Source organism: Bifidobacterium sp. LH_743 (genome assembly GCF_056355775.1).
Genome location: NZ_JBKESZ010000002.1, coordinates 208252 through 224505 on the forward strand (window position 1 = coordinate 208252; position 16254 = coordinate 224505).

The 16254-nt window shown below is 60.3% G+C and carries 20 protein-coding genes; 16 read left to right on the top strand and 4 right to left on the bottom strand.

Annotated features, from left to right (window positions below; translation table 11 throughout):
- Positions 1 to 5 precede the first annotated feature (5 nt).
- From AC1ATL_RS04080 to AC1ATL_RS04090, 3 genes are all read left to right on the top strand, one after another.
- On the top strand, positions 6 to 509 hold the full coding sequence (locus AC1ATL_RS04080) for a hypothetical protein (protein ID WP_476568686.1): 504 nt from the start codon (positions 6 to 8) through the stop codon (positions 507 to 509).
- A 51-nt stretch (positions 510 to 560) separates the two neighbouring features.
- Entirely contained in the window at positions 561 to 941 is a 381-nt protein-coding gene (locus tag AC1ATL_RS04085) for a hypothetical protein (RefSeq protein ID WP_476568688.1), read from the top strand.
- A gap of 160 nt (positions 942 to 1101) precedes the next feature.
- Complete coding sequence (locus AC1ATL_RS04090) at positions 1102 to 1305, top strand: hypothetical protein (RefSeq protein WP_204442867.1); 204 nt, start codon at positions 1102 to 1104, stop codon at positions 1303 to 1305.
- Positions 1306 to 1553: 248 nt separating this feature from the next.
- Here AC1ATL_RS04090 and AC1ATL_RS04095 read toward each other — a convergent pair whose 3' ends face one another.
- Complete coding sequence (locus tag AC1ATL_RS04095) at positions 1554 to 2165, bottom strand: hypothetical protein (protein WP_204442866.1); 612 nt, start codon at positions 2163 to 2165, stop codon at positions 1554 to 1556.
- Positions 2166 to 2343: 178 nt separating this feature from the next.
- Here AC1ATL_RS04095 and AC1ATL_RS04100 point away from each other — a divergent pair, with 178 nt between their 5' ends.
- The 7 genes from AC1ATL_RS04100 to AC1ATL_RS04130 all read left to right on the top strand — a co-directional run bounded on the left by AC1ATL_RS04100 (position 2344) and on the right by AC1ATL_RS04130 (position 8810).
- The gene (locus AC1ATL_RS04100; RefSeq protein ID WP_476568691.1) at positions 2344 to 3822 is read left to right on the top strand and encodes an aggregation-promoting factor C-terminal-like domain-containing protein; all 1479 of its coding nucleotides are present in this window, start codon (positions 2344 to 2346) and stop codon (positions 3820 to 3822) included.
- 29 nt (positions 3823 to 3851) lie between these two features.
- A complete protein-coding gene (locus AC1ATL_RS04105) occupies positions 3852 to 4511 on the top strand; it encodes a hypothetical protein (RefSeq protein WP_476568693.1) in 660 nt (219 codons plus the stop codon).
- 69 nt (positions 4512 to 4580) lie between these two features.
- Positions 4581 to 4925, top strand: a complete 345-nt coding sequence (locus AC1ATL_RS04110; protein ID WP_204442863.1) for a hypothetical protein — start codon at positions 4581 to 4583, stop codon at positions 4923 to 4925.
- 86 nt (positions 4926 to 5011) lie between these two features.
- A complete protein-coding gene (locus AC1ATL_RS04115; RefSeq protein WP_476568695.1) occupies positions 5012 to 6541 on the top strand; it encodes a type IV secretion system protein in 1530 nt (509 codons plus the stop codon).
- Between the two features lie 119 nt (positions 6542 to 6660).
- Positions 6661 to 8124 carry an SCO6880 family protein gene (locus AC1ATL_RS04120; protein ID WP_476568697.1) on the top strand — a complete coding sequence of 488 codons (1464 nt, stop codon included), beginning with the start codon at positions 6661 to 6663 and terminating at the stop codon, positions 8122 to 8124.
- Between the two features lie 15 nt (positions 8125 to 8139).
- A complete protein-coding gene (locus AC1ATL_RS04125) occupies positions 8140 to 8466 on the top strand; it encodes a hypothetical protein (protein WP_195229556.1) in 327 nt (108 codons plus the stop codon).
- Positions 8463 to 8810, top strand: coding sequence for a hypothetical protein (locus AC1ATL_RS04130; protein ID WP_476568699.1), 348 nt, complete (start codon positions 8463 to 8465; stop codon positions 8808 to 8810). Before AC1ATL_RS04125 ends, AC1ATL_RS04130 begins: the two co-directional genes overlap by 4 nt.
- Positions 8811 to 9442: 632 nt before the next feature.
- On the opposite strand, the gene AC1ATL_RS04135 is transcribed toward AC1ATL_RS04130, so the two are convergent.
- Entirely contained in the window at positions 9443 to 10225 is a 783-nt protein-coding gene (locus AC1ATL_RS04135) for a hypothetical protein (protein WP_204442859.1), read from the bottom strand.
- Positions 10226 to 10260: 35 nt separating this feature from the next.
- Here AC1ATL_RS04135 and AC1ATL_RS04140 point away from each other — a divergent pair, with 35 nt between their 5' ends.
- The 3 genes from AC1ATL_RS04140 (at position 10261) to AC1ATL_RS04150 (ending at position 12160) form a co-directional block, all read left to right on the top strand.
- Positions 10261 to 10791, top strand: a complete 531-nt coding sequence (locus AC1ATL_RS04140) for a DUF4352 domain-containing protein (RefSeq protein ID WP_204442858.1) — start codon at positions 10261 to 10263, stop codon at positions 10789 to 10791.
- Positions 10792 to 10972: 181 nt separating this feature from the next.
- Positions 10973 to 11206: a hypothetical protein gene (locus tag AC1ATL_RS04145; protein ID WP_476568702.1), complete on the top strand. Its 234-nt coding sequence runs from the start codon at positions 10973 to 10975 to the stop codon at positions 11204 to 11206.
- A 75-nt stretch (positions 11207 to 11281) separates the two neighbouring features.
- The gene (locus tag AC1ATL_RS04150; RefSeq protein WP_055054436.1) at positions 11282 to 12160 is read left to right on the top strand and encodes a hypothetical protein; all 879 of its coding nucleotides are present in this window, start codon (positions 11282 to 11284) and stop codon (positions 12158 to 12160) included.
- Positions 12161 to 12254: 94 nt separating this feature from the next.
- On the opposite strand, the gene AC1ATL_RS04155 is transcribed toward AC1ATL_RS04150, so the two are convergent.
- Together AC1ATL_RS04155 and AC1ATL_RS04160 are read right to left on the bottom strand one after the other, a co-directional pair.
- Positions 12255 to 12605, bottom strand: coding sequence for a toxin-antitoxin system protein (locus AC1ATL_RS04155; protein ID WP_227561695.1), 351 nt, complete (start codon positions 12603 to 12605; stop codon positions 12255 to 12257).
- A 137-nt stretch (positions 12606 to 12742) separates the two neighbouring features.
- Positions 12743 to 12913 (bottom strand): hypothetical protein, encoded by a 171-nt coding sequence (locus AC1ATL_RS04160; RefSeq protein WP_476568704.1) that lies wholly within the window; start codon positions 12911 to 12913, stop codon positions 12743 to 12745.
- A gap of 211 nt (positions 12914 to 13124) precedes the next feature.
- Between AC1ATL_RS04160 and AC1ATL_RS04165 the strand changes: the two genes are divergently transcribed.
- From AC1ATL_RS04165 to AC1ATL_RS04175, 3 genes are all read left to right on the top strand, one after another.
- Entirely contained in the window at positions 13125 to 13358 is a 234-nt protein-coding gene (locus tag AC1ATL_RS04165) for a hypothetical protein (RefSeq protein ID WP_278653104.1), read from the top strand.
- Positions 13359 to 13422: 64 nt separating this feature from the next.
- The gene (locus AC1ATL_RS04170) at positions 13423 to 14298 is read left to right on the top strand and encodes a hypothetical protein (RefSeq protein WP_278653102.1); all 876 of its coding nucleotides are present in this window, start codon (positions 13423 to 13425) and stop codon (positions 14296 to 14298) included.
- Between the two features lie 553 nt (positions 14299 to 14851).
- A complete protein-coding gene (locus AC1ATL_RS04175; protein WP_476568707.1) occupies positions 14852 to 16237 on the top strand; it encodes a hypothetical protein in 1386 nt (461 codons plus the stop codon).
- The last annotated feature ends 17 nt before the right edge of the window (positions 16238 to 16254 follow it).

The window sequence follows — 16254 nt, forward strand, 5'->3', positions numbered from 1 at the left end:
GCGAAATGAAAGACTATGACGCATGGGTCAAGGCTTGGGAAACCTACAACCTGCACTACTACTCCGTACCGGCCTGGTTCACTCTCACCATGGCGCTCGTCCTGATGGCAGGCTTCGCGTTCGCGGTCGCCCGCGACGCGGCAAAAAAAGAGCAGCCCGACAGGCCCGGCCTGCTTGTCAACGCCATGCTGGTCGTCTCGCTGGCGTTCGGCATGGTGGGCGGTCTTGCCTTCCTGCAGTCCATCCGCATCACCGCCGAGATGTTCAAGGAACCTTTCACGGCCGTGTCGGAACCTTTGAAATTCGGCTCCCGATTGGAGAAGGACACCGGAGTGAACGGGCTGTCCTGCGGCACGAGCCTTGACCTCACGGTCATGCCCGCCGACGGGACCTATGACTGCCGTTATCTCGACGGACACGGCACACTGCATCGCGACGCGACGCTTGTCGTGGATGGCACCAAAGCCGGCCTGTACGACGGGCAAGGCAAAACGATGTTCACCAACTGAACCTCCCACCAGGTAAGGCAACCATAACCAACCAATCGAAAGGAAAACACGATGAACGGGAAACGAGAGAAAACCAACGCGCACGGCGCCGGACGCATCCTGTCCTACGAACCGTTGAAAGTGCACTGCGACGCTTGCGACCATGATTTCAATTCATGGGAATCGTTCGGCAGGCACGTGGACGAGATCGTCGACAAACCCGCCGACACCAGACGCGAGGCCGTCATGGACGTCCTCGCCGACCATCTGGGAGACATCGGCATGGAGGACGGGTGGGACGATCCACAAGTCACACCCGACGGGTCCATCAAATGCGGATGTCTCACCGAATTCCCGGACATCACCGCATGGCGCGCGCATCTCGCCCAAGCCATCCTCGACAACATCGACGCTTCCAAGGAAGGAAACGAAGCCCGGGAGATGGACGAATGACAGGCACAATGCTCGAAGCGCCCGCAAAAGGCTGACCGCTGACGGATTCGAACATCGCCACCAGCGATTCGATTCCAACGGGATTCAAGGTTCGTTTCGGTGAGAACGGCGACATCGTGGATATTCTTGAGGGGGGGTATTAAAAAGCACTCCCACGGCGATGAGTCTGATGAAACTCGACGAGTTCGGTTCGGTGCAGCAGCATCTTCAACCGCGGCACATCTGGGGTCTGCCCGTGCCTGATTCATGGGAGCAGGTCTCTACGATCATCGAGGCTGGGAAAAGAATGATGGCCGCCATGGAACAGACGTCGTTGGCCGATGAATCCCTGCGGATGAATGGTTTCGATTCCTTGATCGAATGAGTTGGGTCGGGATCGTTGTCCTGATTCCCGACACCGAAGCAGAATATCAGGTGCGCCATTATGGCGCACCTGATATTTCCCGTCGTGAAAAAGGCTGAGCATTCTTGGCGGAAGGCATGGAGAATCTTGTAAGCGATTCCGTGATCGAGGAGATCAGTGGCGGCTCAGAATATCAGTTGGCGCATTATGCGCCAACTGATATTTCCCGTCGTGGGCTTGCCACTCCGACCGTTATGGGCTTGTCTGCTTCATTCGTTCCATGGCCAGGCGTTGTTCCATACTGCGACCGGTTTGCCGAATCTGATCCTCCGTGGCTCCAGGTCGAGGCTGTATGAATCGAATGCCCAGTGAAATCTTTGAGGCCAATCATCGGTGAACATCGGCAAGGGCAGTACCTCGAGCGGTGACTTGTCTCTTGGGTTGGAGAACACTCCTCCCCGGCCCTGATGGTTCCTGTAGACGAAATTGTCTCCTTGGAGACCGCCGCATTTCGGACAGGTTATGGCCAGATACGTGTATCCCGCCGACTTGGAATACGCGGGGCGCACATGCCAGCAGTCGGAAAGCGTGCGGCGGAATGGCCGCGAGAGCAGTCCGGACGCGTCCGTGTCGCTCCAGGATACGACGCGGCAATGGTATCCGTCCCGTCCCTCGAGTTCCAGGAACAGTCCGCTTTGGATGACCGGGTATCCGCATTTCCAGCAGGATACGCGGCGCAGTCCCTGGATCAATCCCACTTTGTGGAGTCTCCAGAGTTCCAGCTTGTAGAGGTCCGGGTCATCCCCCGCCGGCCAGGACGGTTCCGGCTCGTCCGCGTACAACGGGCGTACCCCATATAACGGACGCGTTTCGATGCCCATGATCCTCCGCTCCCCTTGCCTTGTTTTCCGGCCTTCACTGACGATGATATCCCCTCTCGGCCGTGGCGCGCGTCATGGGATCCGGACCGTTCCCCCTCGCCGATTATCGGCGATGTTTCCTCCCGCCTCCGCGTGGAATGGATTGCAACATGTTCCGAGGTTTCGATGGGAGGGGCTCATGGAGGATGGCAAACACGGTCTGGCGAAGGGCGTCACCCTGTTCGGTGTGGCCATTCCGATGGTCCTGGTCGTCCCCATCGTCCTGTTGATGAGTTTCAGCACGATCCTCGTAGCCATGGTCCAGGCCCAGTACGGCACGACGTGCGGCAGCGTGACGTCTTCCGGTTCGACGACCTCGTGGGTCTCGTGGGCCAAAAGCATCGCGGATGACGATTCCCACGGGTACAGCCAGGTCCACCGCACCGGCGATCCGGATTACGATTGCTCCAGTTTTGTGTACTACGCGTTGAAACAGGCCGGATTGGACGTCGGCTCCTACGCGTTCAACACGAACGGCGAGGGCGCGATCCTCGAAAAAGCCGGGTTCGAACGTCATGCTTGGACGCGCGTGTCCGACCTGCAGTCGGGCGACATCGTGTGGCGGGACGGGCATACCGAGATCTACATGGGTGACGGCAGGTTCGTCGGCGCGCATCATGACGAGAACGGTGGTATCACCGGCAGGACGCCGGGCGACCAGACCGGCGACGAGATCAGCGTCGATTCGTACGCGGCGGGCTACACGGCCTACTACCGGTACAAGGGCGCTATGAACGTGACCGGCGCGGACGGGAGCGTGTCGTCGGCCCAGGCCGTTTCCGGCAAGACCGGTGACGACGGTTGGGATGGCCTGTCCTCCACGGCCGCGAAATCGAAATGGTTCAAAGGCCTCGCCGGCCCCGATGACGCATGCGCCACGTATCCCGAGGGACAGTGCACGTGGGGCGCGTGCGTCCGCGCCTACCGTCTCGGCTGGAAGCATGTGGGCAAATATTGGGGCAACGGCCAGAATTGGGCCTCGTCCGCCAGGAACGAAGGATACCGGACCACGACGGACGCTCCCGTTCCGGGAGCCATCGTCAGTTTCCCGGCCGGCGTGCAGGGGGCCGACGCGGTCTACGGCCACGTCGCGGTCGTGGAGCACGTCGACACGGCCAAGGGCGCCATCCTCATCAGCGAGATGAACGTGAAGGGACCCGTGTATTCGTCCCGTACCCTTCCCATCAAAAGCGGCGCGGTCTACATCCTGCCGAAGGACACCATCGCCGGAGCGGGAAGCTCGTCCGGTGCCAGTGTGGAGCAGTGCGTGACCGGCGACGATTCCACGTCGGACGTGTCCGGAAACAACGCCGGCACGGCGGACGCGAAGAAGATCGCGAAACGCAGGCTCAAGGACTACGGGTGGGACGACAGCCAGTACGACTGCCTCGACAAGCTCTGGACTCGTGAATCCGGATGGCGGTGGGACGCGGAGAACCCGTCCAGCGGCGCGTACGGCATCCCCCAATCATTGCCGGGATCGAAGATGGCGTCCGCCGGCCAGGATTGGAAGACCAACGCGAGCACGCAGATCAAATGGGGATTGGGATACATACTGCAGCGTTACCAGTCGCCGTGCGGCGCGTGGGCGCATTCCGAATCGACCGGCTGGTACTGACCGGCCGGAAACAAACACAAGGAGGCATTATGAGGATTCTCGCGGACAGTGCGTTGAAGGGATTGAAACCCGATCCGTCTTGGGATGTGGCGGGCATCCGCGACATGACCGGCGGTGTGATCGCCGTCGCGCTCGTGTTGTGCGTGGGTGTGATCATCCTCGGCTGCATCAGCCTCGTCCCGGGCCTTGTCTCCAACAACCAGATGGAACGCGCGTTCAGCTGGAAACGCCTGCTCGCCGCGATGCTCGTCCCGTTCGTGATCGGCGCGGCCGTGAGCGGCTGGAGTTGGAGCTGCGACCTGTTCGGATCCCAGGGATTGCAGGCCAACCGGTCCTACACGCAGGCGTCCGGCAGCGGCAAGACCGATCTGAAGGACAATCGCGGCAAAGGCAACGACAGTCTGACCGACCTGGTCAAACAGTTGGGCGATGACATCGTCTCCGGTATCGGCGACGCCGTCAAAAGCACCGTGAAGACCGCCGTGAGCGACGCGATGAAGGGCGTGAACTGGCTGACCGGCGGTGATGGCAAGGGCAACATCTTCCAGAAGACCGGCAACGCGCTCGGCGACGCCGGCAAGTGGGTGACGGGCGCGGACGGCAAGGGCAACATCTTCCAGAAGGCCGGCGAAGGCATCAAGGACGGTTTCACCGGTCTGTGGAACTGGGTGTCGGACAACGGCAAATAATCCCCCTTCCGGTTATCGGCAGCGACGGACCACGAAGGCGCGTGATAACGGCTGAAAGGAGTGTGAATCATGTTTCACCATTTAGCGGCGCCCATCGCCGCAACAATCGTGTCCGTGGCCACCGGCTTGAATGACGGCGACCTGTCCAACCTGAAGGTGAGTCCGAACTTCTCGTTCTTCCCGTTCATGGACCTGGTCTCCAACATGGTCGGAGGTTTGTGGGCTTTGAGCCTGTACATCGCGGTCGGCGCGTGGATCTGCGCGGCCATCGCGTGGATCGCAGGACGCGTCATCCATTCCGGCCCGATGCAACAGTATTCCGGCACGGTGTTCATCTGGTGCGCTTTGGCGACGATGATCCTTGGCAGCGCCATGGCGATCGTGAAGTTCTTCGCGACGCAGGCGCTGTTCTGACCGATGTCGCCTGACACACCCCTGTTCACGCCGTGGCCGGGCCTGTCCCGTCCACGGCTTCTTCATCCCGGAAGGAGGATGGCGAGATGTCACTGATCATCCAGACAGTTCTCGCTAATCTCATCGACTGGCTGTTCAAACCGTTGGACAACCTCTGCTCCCAGCTGTTGACCGGCGCGTTCAACGGTCTGGTGGGCAGCATGGGCAATGACGAGTGGAACATCGCGATCACCGCGGCGAACCGTATCGGCTGGATCATGGGATTCGTGAACATGGCGTTATGCATCATAGGAGCGTTGCAGGGCGCCGCGAAAGGCAGCGTCGCCGACGTGGTCAAAAGCTTCGCGATGGCCGTGCTCGCCTGGCCGTTGACCGCGGTGTGCATCAGCGTGATGATCACCATGGACGGCATCATCGGCCAGATCACGAACAGGATCCTCACCATACCGCTCGCCGGGGTGGGCACGTCCGACCCGTTCGGCGACAGCATCGTGTCGAATCTGATCGGTGTCATCGTGAAGACCACCGTTTCTTCCGACCTGATCATCCGCATCGTCATGTATTTGGTGCTTTTCATCGCGGTGCTGGCCTTGGCCGGCATGCTCGCCGCGCGTGACATCAGTCTGATCCTGCTCGCGTGCGTGGCTCCCCTGCCGGTCATGATGACCGGATGGAAGGTCACGCGTCCCGCCGCGGCGAAATGGGCGCAGGCCGTGGTCGGTGTGATGCTCGCGGCGCCGTTGAGCGCTTTGGTCATCATGGTGGGTTCCGGCATCTGCTATGTGGCGAAGAGCAATCCGAATTTCGCGGACTCGTTCTTCCCCGCGTTGATGGGCGTCGCCACGATCATCATGGCGTGCTTCAGTCCGAAGCTCATCATGCCCGCCGTGAGCTTCCTCGGCGCGAACGTGACCGCCGACATGCAGGAGCGTGGCGGCAAGGTAGGTCCGAACGCGATCAAGGCCGCGGCGCAGGTGACCGCCAGCGTCGTGCAGACCGCGACCGGTGGGGCCACGGGCGGTCTCGGCAGGGTCGTGAATTCGGGTGCCGGCGCCGTGCTGGGGGCCTTGCAGGGCAAGCCGGCCGCCATGGGATCGTCGATCCCGGGGATTGCCTCCGGTGTCAAGGACATGATGCGGGAGGACGCCGACCGCAAGTCGAAGGCCGCCGGCGATGACGGCGGGGATTACGGCACGCCGAAACCGGCATCCACGGCCGATGTCGCCGCCGCTCCGTCGGCGGCTTCGGATGGCATGGACCATTCCGGTTCCAGCCAGGCCATGGACGCCGCTTCCGTGTCGTCCGACGACAAACCATCCTCGGATGGTCCGTCCGTCGCTCCGGCTCCGAACCCCACTCCGAACGTGTCCGTGCCGGGAGCTCCGGGCGGACGCGGCGGAGACGCCCATGCGGACGGAGGCCAAGGCGGTCGCGGCACGGACGGCGGCCAAGGAGCCAGAGGCGCCGATGGTGGCCAGGGCGGCGAGGGCGGCACTGGCGGAGCCGGCGCCTCCGGTGGTCGCGGCGGCGACGGTGGCATGGGCGGTATGGGCGGATCCGGTGGATCGAACCCGTACCAGGGCGGCGGCGCGCCGTCCGGTCCGACCGTCGGCTGACACGGTATCGGCCGGAGTCCACGTGTCCGTATTGTCGGAGGGAACCCACCGTCGGATGATCCCCATCCGCCGGGTTCCCTCCGTTTTCCTTTTCCGATACTTGAAAAATGGAGGTTTCCATGTCCGATTCCGACAATGCCGGCGGGGGCAAGGTGCCCGCCGCCTCGTTCAGCCGACTGTCCGCCACGCGCGTGATCCTCGGCCTCGACAAGGCGCAGCTCATCGTCTGCGTCATCGGCCTCGTCGTCCTCGTGTCCGGCGCGGCGATGGGACTGAACGTGCCGGTCATGATATTGGGCGCGCTCGTCCTCGCATACGGCATCCCACGAATCCAGGGGTTGAGCCTCATCTCATGGACGTGGATCTGGGCGCATTGGCATGGCCGTCTGAAGGACGGCACGAACCGTTGGGCGTATTCGCCGCTCGCGTCCGGCAGGCCGTTGGGCGTGCTGGGATTGTCCGGGCATATCGAGGATCGTGCCCAGACCATCGAGGGAGACGGCGTCGAGGTCGTCGGCACCCCGTTCCAGGGAGCCTGCTACCTGTGGGATCCCGACAAGCGGCAGGCCACCGCCGTATTGACCGCGAACGTCGAGGAATGGATCCTCTCGTCCGACAGCCAGAAGGCCGGCCGGGCGATGGCGTTGAACACGATGCTCAAGGAACTGTCCGAAACGGACGGTTTCGTCGAATTGAAGGAGACGAGCTTCGTCTTGCCGGGCCACACTCCCCCGGAACCCGAATACCTGGAATCGGACAAGACCCCGCAGTGGGCGCGCGAGGACCTCGCGAACCTGTGGCATCTGCCGGACATCCTCACCCCGTTGCAGAACATGAACTACATCAGCGTGTCCGTGAACGCGGACCGTCTGCCGCACGTCGTCAGGAAGGACCGGACGGAACGGGCCGCGGTCGGCATCGCCATGGGCGATCTGATCCGCATGACCGTCGCCCCGTCCCTGCTGGACTGCGGCGCCCGCCGGAACACCATCCACTGGTGTTCAGTGGACGACCTGCGGTATCTGATCCGCACCGTCGCGGACCCGGAGCATGCGGCCGACCGTCCGCCGGTCAACAGGGACGATCCGACCGTCACCTGGGTGGAGGAAGCCAAGGAACACGACTACATCACCTTGGACTCGTGCGTTGCACGTTCGTTCTGGATCTACCAGTGGCCCGACTTCGACGTGGAGGCCGGTTGGATCCGCGAACTGGTCACGGAACGACGCATGATGGCGTTCTGCCACATCTGGCGTCCGCTGACGATGGAACAGTCCGAAGCGGAACTGCGCAACCGTAAGAGCAGCATGCGGCAGCGCAGCAAACTCCAGGACCAGCGTGAGAAAAGCCGTGACGAACGCCGTGAGGAAAAGGAACAACGGCTGCGCGAGCTGGAGCAGGAGGCCAACTGGCCGGACACCGACCATCAGGGATTCATCACCCTGTTCGCGTCCAGCCTGCCCGAACTCGACGTGTTCGACCGCGACATGCAGAACAAGGCCAAGAACTGGCATATGAAACTGAATCCGATGAAGGGCCAGCAGCGTGCCGCGTTGACCACGGTCCTGCCACTCGGCATCTGATAGGAGCAGTGAGATATGGGAATACATGCGAACGCGATCTGGGAGCCCGCGGAAACCGACGGGCGTGCCGACTTGCCCGTCGATGGAACGGGTATGGTCTGCCATTTGACCATGACGGTTCCCGCGGCATCGGACGCGTCTATGACCGTGGCCGGTAACCAGATCGGCATGACGTTGACGCTCACACCGGACCAGATGACGCGGATGGGAAAATTCCTTACAGACCAATCCCGTCATGCGACCGAATACCTTCGACGCTGCATGAATCCCGACGGGCTGGACGGCATCGAACCGGGCTCGTGCATCGTTATCCCGTTTGATGTGGAGGAGGCAAGGGAATGACGAAAAGAAGCATCATGATGAGCGTCACCCCATGGCCGACACTCATCAATGTCAATACCGACGATCCCGAACATTCCAGGATGGAACCCGGCGGGACACTCGCCTACATGCTCGCCATCGACAGCGACACCGCCACCGGCACGCAGACCATATCCGTCAGGGAAGGCGTGACGACCACCACGATCGGGCCGCTCGACGCGGACCAGCTTAGGAAACTGGGCCGGACGCTCATCCGCAAGGCCGATGAACATGACCGGTTGTTGACGCGTTTCGAGGATTCCGACGACGTGCTTGGCCTGCGTGCCCGGACGGTCGGCTTATGCGGGATGGCCATCCATGCGTGAGCCCATGTTTTCGGAAATCAGCTAGTGTCAAAGGAAAATCAGTACGGGCGGCATCAGGATCGGCGGACCAACACGTCGAAACATTCATCGACCTGCACAGTTCCGCTATCTCTCCTCCGAGCCAACGCAATGCTGTCTGCATCTGGTCCGCCGTTGGGACAATCCTCAGCCGGGATTGGCGTTCGTTCCTCTTGGCCGGAACAGTGCGGATATTCTTGACGCTTGCGACGAAACCCATGGTCCAAGCATTCCACGCGTCATCGATATCGACAAAGAATGACTGCCGACATCCAGCGTTCGATCGTATTTAATAACAGGTTCCGTTCACGTGGGGTCGTTGAAATGACAACAATCACAGAAAGACAAGCGCATGTGCAAGGCCACGCTCGTCGTGAAAGACGACAACAAGGCCGGCCTGTTCGACACGGACGGTCTGTCTGTGGGAAAGGGGAAGCGACATGAAGGACTGCAATCCGGTGGACGCGGTCGAATGCCCGCACTGTTCCACCGTGTTCCAGGTGCGGACGTTCGACACGGACGGCGCGGGATATGTCATATGGGACGGGTGCGAGACGGTGCCCGTGTTCTGTCCGCTGTGCGGAGGACGGATAGGCGGGGAGATGATCTGTCGGCTATCGCATGTCGTCCATCGCATCCTCGCAGGCATTGACGGCGTCGAACCATCCTTCCAGAGACGCGTAATGGTCCATGGCTTCCTTGGACACGTTCCGTATCCTCGCCGCGTCGATGGTCTGGCCGGACGTGGTCACGATCCGCAGCATGTTCGTCCGGTCGAGTCTTCCATTGTCGCCGGTCATGTAGAACACGAGTCGGGAATCCCCCGGCTCCAATGCCGCGAGACCGGTTCCGACCGTCGGTTTCACTGTCTTGTCGTATCGGCCGTCCTCCGTGAAGGATGGCATGCACAACGTCATGGGATTTCCGGACTCGCCATCGCGTTTGACCGCGATGATGCTGCCGGACGTCCTTCCCGCGTTCGACAGCACGATCGCGCCGATCTGCCGTCCGGTTCCGTCACTGGACATGCTGCTGGCGTAATAATCCTCGTCGAACCAGGAGAACACGGGACCGGATTGTTGGAACTGACGTGCAGATTCCTGGTACGATTCGTTGGCCTGTTTGATCTGCACGTATGTGGCTCCGAATCCGATGAGGGTGAGGATGAGCGAAAGGATGGACAGCAGGACCCCGAACTCACCACTGTGGCTGGCTATCTTCTTCGAGAGATCGCATTTGAACAATGTCTCTTTCGACTGGTCCCACATGCCGTCATTCGAGCGGCCGATGCGGTACAGCCATTCCTTTTCCGTCAGTTTCCTGGCGTCCTTCCTCTCTTCGGCGGTCAACGTGGGATCATACCTGGCGTCTTTCTTTTTCTCTTCTTTTTTATTCATAAACCGATACTGTAATCCGAAAGGAAACGATTGCAATGAGCATGTTCCATCAGTTCCATGAGCTTTGGGTGGCCGCGGGGCCTTTTAGCATCCTCGGTTCTGTCCTCGTGGCTCTTATTGTGCTGCTTTTCGCCTGGTTGGCTTTAAAGGATTGTCCGTTCGGCTGGGTCGAGGCCCGTGCGCGTGCGGGACGCGGGTTCGTCAACGTGTCCCACCGGTTCGAATCCGAGTGGTCGGCCGTGGACGTGTTGTCCTATCGTGTCCATCGGGGGAAACTCATCGTGCATTACCGTGTGACGAACCGGTCCGACGAGTTTTGTGGTTTCGGCGCCAACCAGTTGCGCGCCTTCCAGCATGGCATCGCCATCGACCGGTCAGGACCCGAGGCCGATTATCTGCGGGGTTGGGAACGGAATGTGACGTTGCTTCCCGGCGCCAGTGTGACGTTGAACCAGATGTTCCTCCTATGTGACAAGTCGCCGGTCACCGTGGTGGCGAATTATTGCGAGGATTCGGATGGCGGGCCGTTCGTCCTGCCAGTTGCCAACGTGAAGGCTGATAAATGATAAGGGCCGGGAGTATGAAAAACCGGAAGCTATCAGATTGTCGTTCCATGCGCCGGCATGGCATTAATTAATCGTTGCAGGTCCTAATGGATGGGCTTGTTTCGGGATCCGTATCCTATCGCGGTTGCTTTTCAGTGACGCATGTGAGAAAGCATAGTGAATGATAGTAAGGAGCTGAAGCGTGGCGGAGGATGTCGACAAGGTGGAGCGGGCGCGTCTGGCGCGCAAGGAGATTATCGACCATATGGATTGCGACGACTGCACGGAGGATTACGTGTTCCTTCTGCGGCAGGATGGCCGTGAGTTCGGCATGGGATTGACCACGGTGCTTTCCATGCTCGCGTTCGCCGAACATGAGGGCGCGGTGCCCGAGCTGCCGGCGGAATGGTGGCTGAAGGTATCCAGGAGATACTAACGGTGTCAGAACCATTTCCTCGATATCGTACGGCGCTACGATTGGAACCAATATCGGTTCCATCGGAGGTGTCGTATGGATGTGTTCAAGATCCATGTCGGCGAGGGCAGGGCCATCGCCATCAGCAGGGAGAATTATTTCATGGAGACCAAAGGCATGGAACCGTATGTGGTCGAACGGGATGGGCATAGGACGTTCTACGCGGTCTGTCCCGAATGTGACAATCCAATCCAATTGATCGGGTTGAACCGTCGCGAACTGGATGCCGGTCATCGACGCCCGTATGGAAAACACGTCGGGCATGACGTGCCTGGAGTGGCCGTATATGACGAGACGGCGTATCTGGAATGCTCGTATTCGAATCCGGGATATCATCGTGACCCCGGTTCGCGTCGTCCCCCGTCCAATCCCACGGCATTGGCCCTGTACCGGATCATGAGGGACCGTTTCGACCGGGTGGAATACGCGTGGAGACGCGCTTCGGGAATACGCCTTGGCATCAAGAGACTGCGCAGGGCGTTGACCCTTTGGCGGAACGACAAGGCATGGCTGAATTACGATTCCACCTACTGCAACCTTCCGCAGATGTTGTTCATGGGATCGCCGGAACAGGACCTGTACGGCCAATGCGTGTCCAAGGATGGTCCGGTCGCTGCGGCTCTTTCCACTCTCGACGACATCAGACTGGAACCCGTGGATTTTTCCGAGGAATACGTTCGCGTCTCCACCACGCGTTTCACCAACGTCACGTTCACGCTCGGCCCTCCATCCAAACGGAAGGACGGCGAGCACATGGTCGAATACTTCCCGCTATGCCTGTTGCATGAGGGACGTCAGATCGGCTGTTTCATCCAGGTTCGTACGGATCCGGAATGGTTCAGCCGCATATTGAACATGCCTGATTGGCATGAGAACCATCGTCTGTCGGCCATGGCCGCCGACGTGCTGGGATAGCTTTCCATGGTTGAAGAGTACAACAGGAATGGGAAAGGGAGCGGTCCGCGACTTGGAATCGTCACGAACCGTTCCCTTTCCTGTATCGGTTCCGTCACACGGCCCGCAAGCGGTGCTCTTCATGATGCGCGCGGGCATCCTGGATGATGAGGGCCTTCAGATACTTGCTTTTGTTGTTGAAACCATCACGTATCGCCGCATGCTCTATATAGGAACTCCATGAGACCGGGACACGGAAGCGTTCCTGCACGCTCTTCTCCCGTTTCTCGTTGGCCGTCGGCCGGCCTGGTCCGGCCATTGCGGCGAGAATCGCGGTGGCGTCGGAATCCTCGGCCATGAGCGAGGCCATCAGCTCCGATGCCTGATCGCCCGTGAGCTGCGCGATCGGAGCCGTCGCGGGGGCGGGCTCGTTCTCGTCCGCCAGTCGTTCGTAGATGTCGGTCATTTCCCTTGTCTCCATTCCATCCAGTAGGTACGCCATTTGTCGGTCAGATGCTCGACGTGGAACACGAGCATGTCACGTCCCTGCGGCCGAGCCAGCACTTCTATCAGGTCGTCGTCCAACGCGCCGGGATGGCGTAGTCATATGACGAGCGCCACCATGTTGCCGGACGTTCCGGGCGGGATGGTCGGGTCGGCCGGGTCGATGAGCGCGATCCATTCCGGATGCGCCATAGCCTTGCGTATCCCGTCCTCGTCAAGTCGGTCCTCATCGAAATGCTTGTAGGCCGATTTAGGGTCGAAGATAATCATGGAATTAATTGTACCACAATTGTTTGGCTGCGATTACGCTGTTTTCCTATCGCAGGCCGTCGTCTTGCCATTGGATATCCGATTCCATGCGGCGGCAGGATGGTTGGTGTGGATGGAGTGGAATGTTTCGGAAGCTGTGCCTTATTGCCGTCAATCCTTGGTGACGCGCGTGGAAAAGCGGAGTGATTCCTAAAAGACAAGGAGTTGGATCATGGCGGAGGATATCGACAAGGTGGAGCGGGCGCGTCTGGCGCGCAAGGAGATTATCGACCATATGGATTGCGACGACTGCACGGAGGATTACGTGTTCCTTCTGCGGCAGGGTGGCCGTGAGTTCGGCATGGGATTGACCACGGTGCTTTCCATGCTCGCGTTCGCCGAACATGAGGGCGCGGTGCCACCCCTCCCACCGGAATGGTGGGTACGGGTATCGAACAGATACTGATGGAAATTCAATGGAACACTCCATACGATGAAGACCGATATCGGTTTATCTGTCGGAGGTTCCCATGGACGTATTCAAGACTCATGTGGGTGAAGGCAAGGCGCTCATGATCAATGAAGAGAACTTCTATCTCGCGACCAGGGAGAGAAAACCGTATGTCGTCGATAGTGGTGGCGTGAAATCCTTCTACGCGGTCTGTCCCGAATGCGACAATCCGATTCAGCTGATCGGCCTGCTGCGACGCCAGCAGGATTCCCTTCCCCATCGCCCATATGGGCGGCATATCGGACATGACGTGCCGGGCGTGGCCGTATATGACGAGGACGCCTACCTGTCCTGTCCGTTCTCCGATCCCGGATATTGGAGAACGGACGGGAAACGCAAGCCGTCCAATCCGACCGGCCAGGCCTTGTACCGGATCATGAGGGACCGGTTCGACCGGGTGGAATACGCGTGGAGGGAAAGCTCCGGGCTTCTTCTCGGAATCAAGAGTCTGCGACGTGCGCTTACTGTCTGGCGGAATGACAAGGGATGGTTGAACTACGGCTCCACATACCATAATCTGCCTCAGATGTTGTTCTTCGGTCTCCCCCAGGAAACCCTGTATGGGCAATGCGTGTCGAAGGACTCGCCGCTCGCTTCCCGTTTGGCCGCCGCGGACGGAATATTCTTGGAGCCTTCGGGATTCTCCGATTCGTACCTACGGATCAAGACCTCGCGTTTCGTTGACGTCGGCTTCGTTCTGGGGGCCAGAAAGGCGCGGGTCGTGAACGATCGTTTGACGGAAACGTTTTTATTGGGTGTCAACGTCGAGGGAAAACCGTTAGGTTCCGATCTTGTCGTTCACACGGATCCGGTATGGTTCAGCCGCATATTGAACATGCCTGATTGGCATGAGAACCATCGTCTGTCGGCCATGGCCGCCGACGTGCTGGGATAGGTTTCCGTGGTTGAAGAGTGCAACAGGAATTGGTAAGGAACGGCGTCCTATCGTGGCCGATTCTTTGCAATGCATGTGGGGCATAGCGAATAAAGACAAGGAGCTGTATCGTGGCGGAGGATGTCGACAAGGATCGACGGGAAACGAACCGGAGGCCACCTTTCGTGCAGATGCGGGGCGGGCATCCCTCGTATTTCGCGGTCTGTCCGGCGTGCGGCAATCCGATCCTGATCTGCAACCTGTTCAAAAGGACTGACGGAAGCCGGTCGGCCAATCCGTATGGCCGGCATTACGCCGCGTCGGTTCCTGGAGTCGCGGACTATGACGAGACCGCGTACATGTTCTGTCCGCTGTCCAGGAACCATTCGGATCCCGGTAACATGCGCCGGACTCCGACGGATTGTGGCGTCCGACGTGCTGGGATAGGTTTCCGTCTTGCCGCTCCCCCGGTTCCTTATCGGCTGTGGTTTCAACCGGGACATGTGGGATTGGTTGGAATCTCCCCTCGCCGGGGTTTCCGTGCATATGCATACCGATCCTTTGAAAGGAAAACATGAAGAAGGAAAACATGAGGAAGGCCACCGCCGTGGCCCTGGGCGTCGCATTGTCCGCCGCTCCGGTCCTGACCGTCTCCACCAGCGCGTTCGCATTGGCGACCGGTGACGCCGTTCCGGCGGCGTCCGAACCGTCGGTCAACGACTTCCTGGCCGCCGCGGCCCAGGTCAAGGTCCTTGTCAACGGGAAGGAATACAAGGACTTCGATTACATGAAGGGCATCGACGCGACCAAGCTTCTGACGACGAAGAAGGCCGAGGTGTCCTATCCGATGCACGGCGGCACCGCGATTCCGGACAACGCGAAGGTCACTCTGGCGAACGTGCCTTCCGATTTCGCTAAGTACATCACTTCCAAGGACGTGGCTTCCGGCACCGACGTGGTGGCCAAGGCCTCCGGCTACACCATCACCTACCACTTCAACTACAAGAGGACCTCAACCGCGGGCACCACCAAGAAGGGTGATGTGAACAAGGACGGCAAGTACGACGTGAAGGATCTGGCGGGAGTGAAGGCCACCGTCGACGGCAAGACCCTCGACGCGTTCAGGCCGGACCAGTCCGGCCCGTACCGGATCGCTTCCGGCGCGAAGGTGGAATTGTCCGGCGTTCCGGCCGGATGGACCGCCAAGGCCAAGTCCAACACGGCCGGCGTGATCATCACCGTGTCCGATCCGGACGGCAAGGACGTCATCGGCTACACGTTCGCCGAAACCTCCACCCCGTCAGCCCCGTCCGATCCGGGCAAGACCGACGAGGCCGGTCCGCTCGCCGGTTTCACCGATGAGGAGAAGGCGTACCTGACCGGCGTGTTCAAGGTCCTTGACGCGGGCGTGCAGGATGACACCGCGAACATCTTCGACGCTTCGAAGACCCTGTATCTGAACGTCAGGGGCGCCGCCGGACAGTTGATCCGCACCAGTGGGAACATTCCGTCGGAGGATGCCCTGTTCTCCTATACCGGCGTGAACGGCAAGACCCAGACCGGCCATAAGACCACTTGGTACAAGGACGGCGTCGAAACCAACGCGGACGACCATGACACCGAGGTGCTGACGTTCACGGGCACGAAGTCCGGCAAGACCGTGTCCTACACGTTCACCACGCTTGACCATGACCCGTTCAAGACGACCCCGTCCGATCCGGGCAAGACCGATGACGCTGATAACGGTTCGGCCGCTCCGTCCACTCCATCGGCCCCGTCCGGCGATGACGCCGCGGCCGGTCAGGATTCCACCAAGACCGTGGATGTTCCGACGGCGGCGCAGTCCTCCGACACGAACCTCGCCAAGACCGGCGTGGGCGCCGAGAGCCTGCTCGCCGTCATGGCCGCCGTCGCGGTCGCGGGCGGTGTGATGGGCGTGCGTCGTCGTATCGCCGACTGACACGTCTTCCTCCTTTC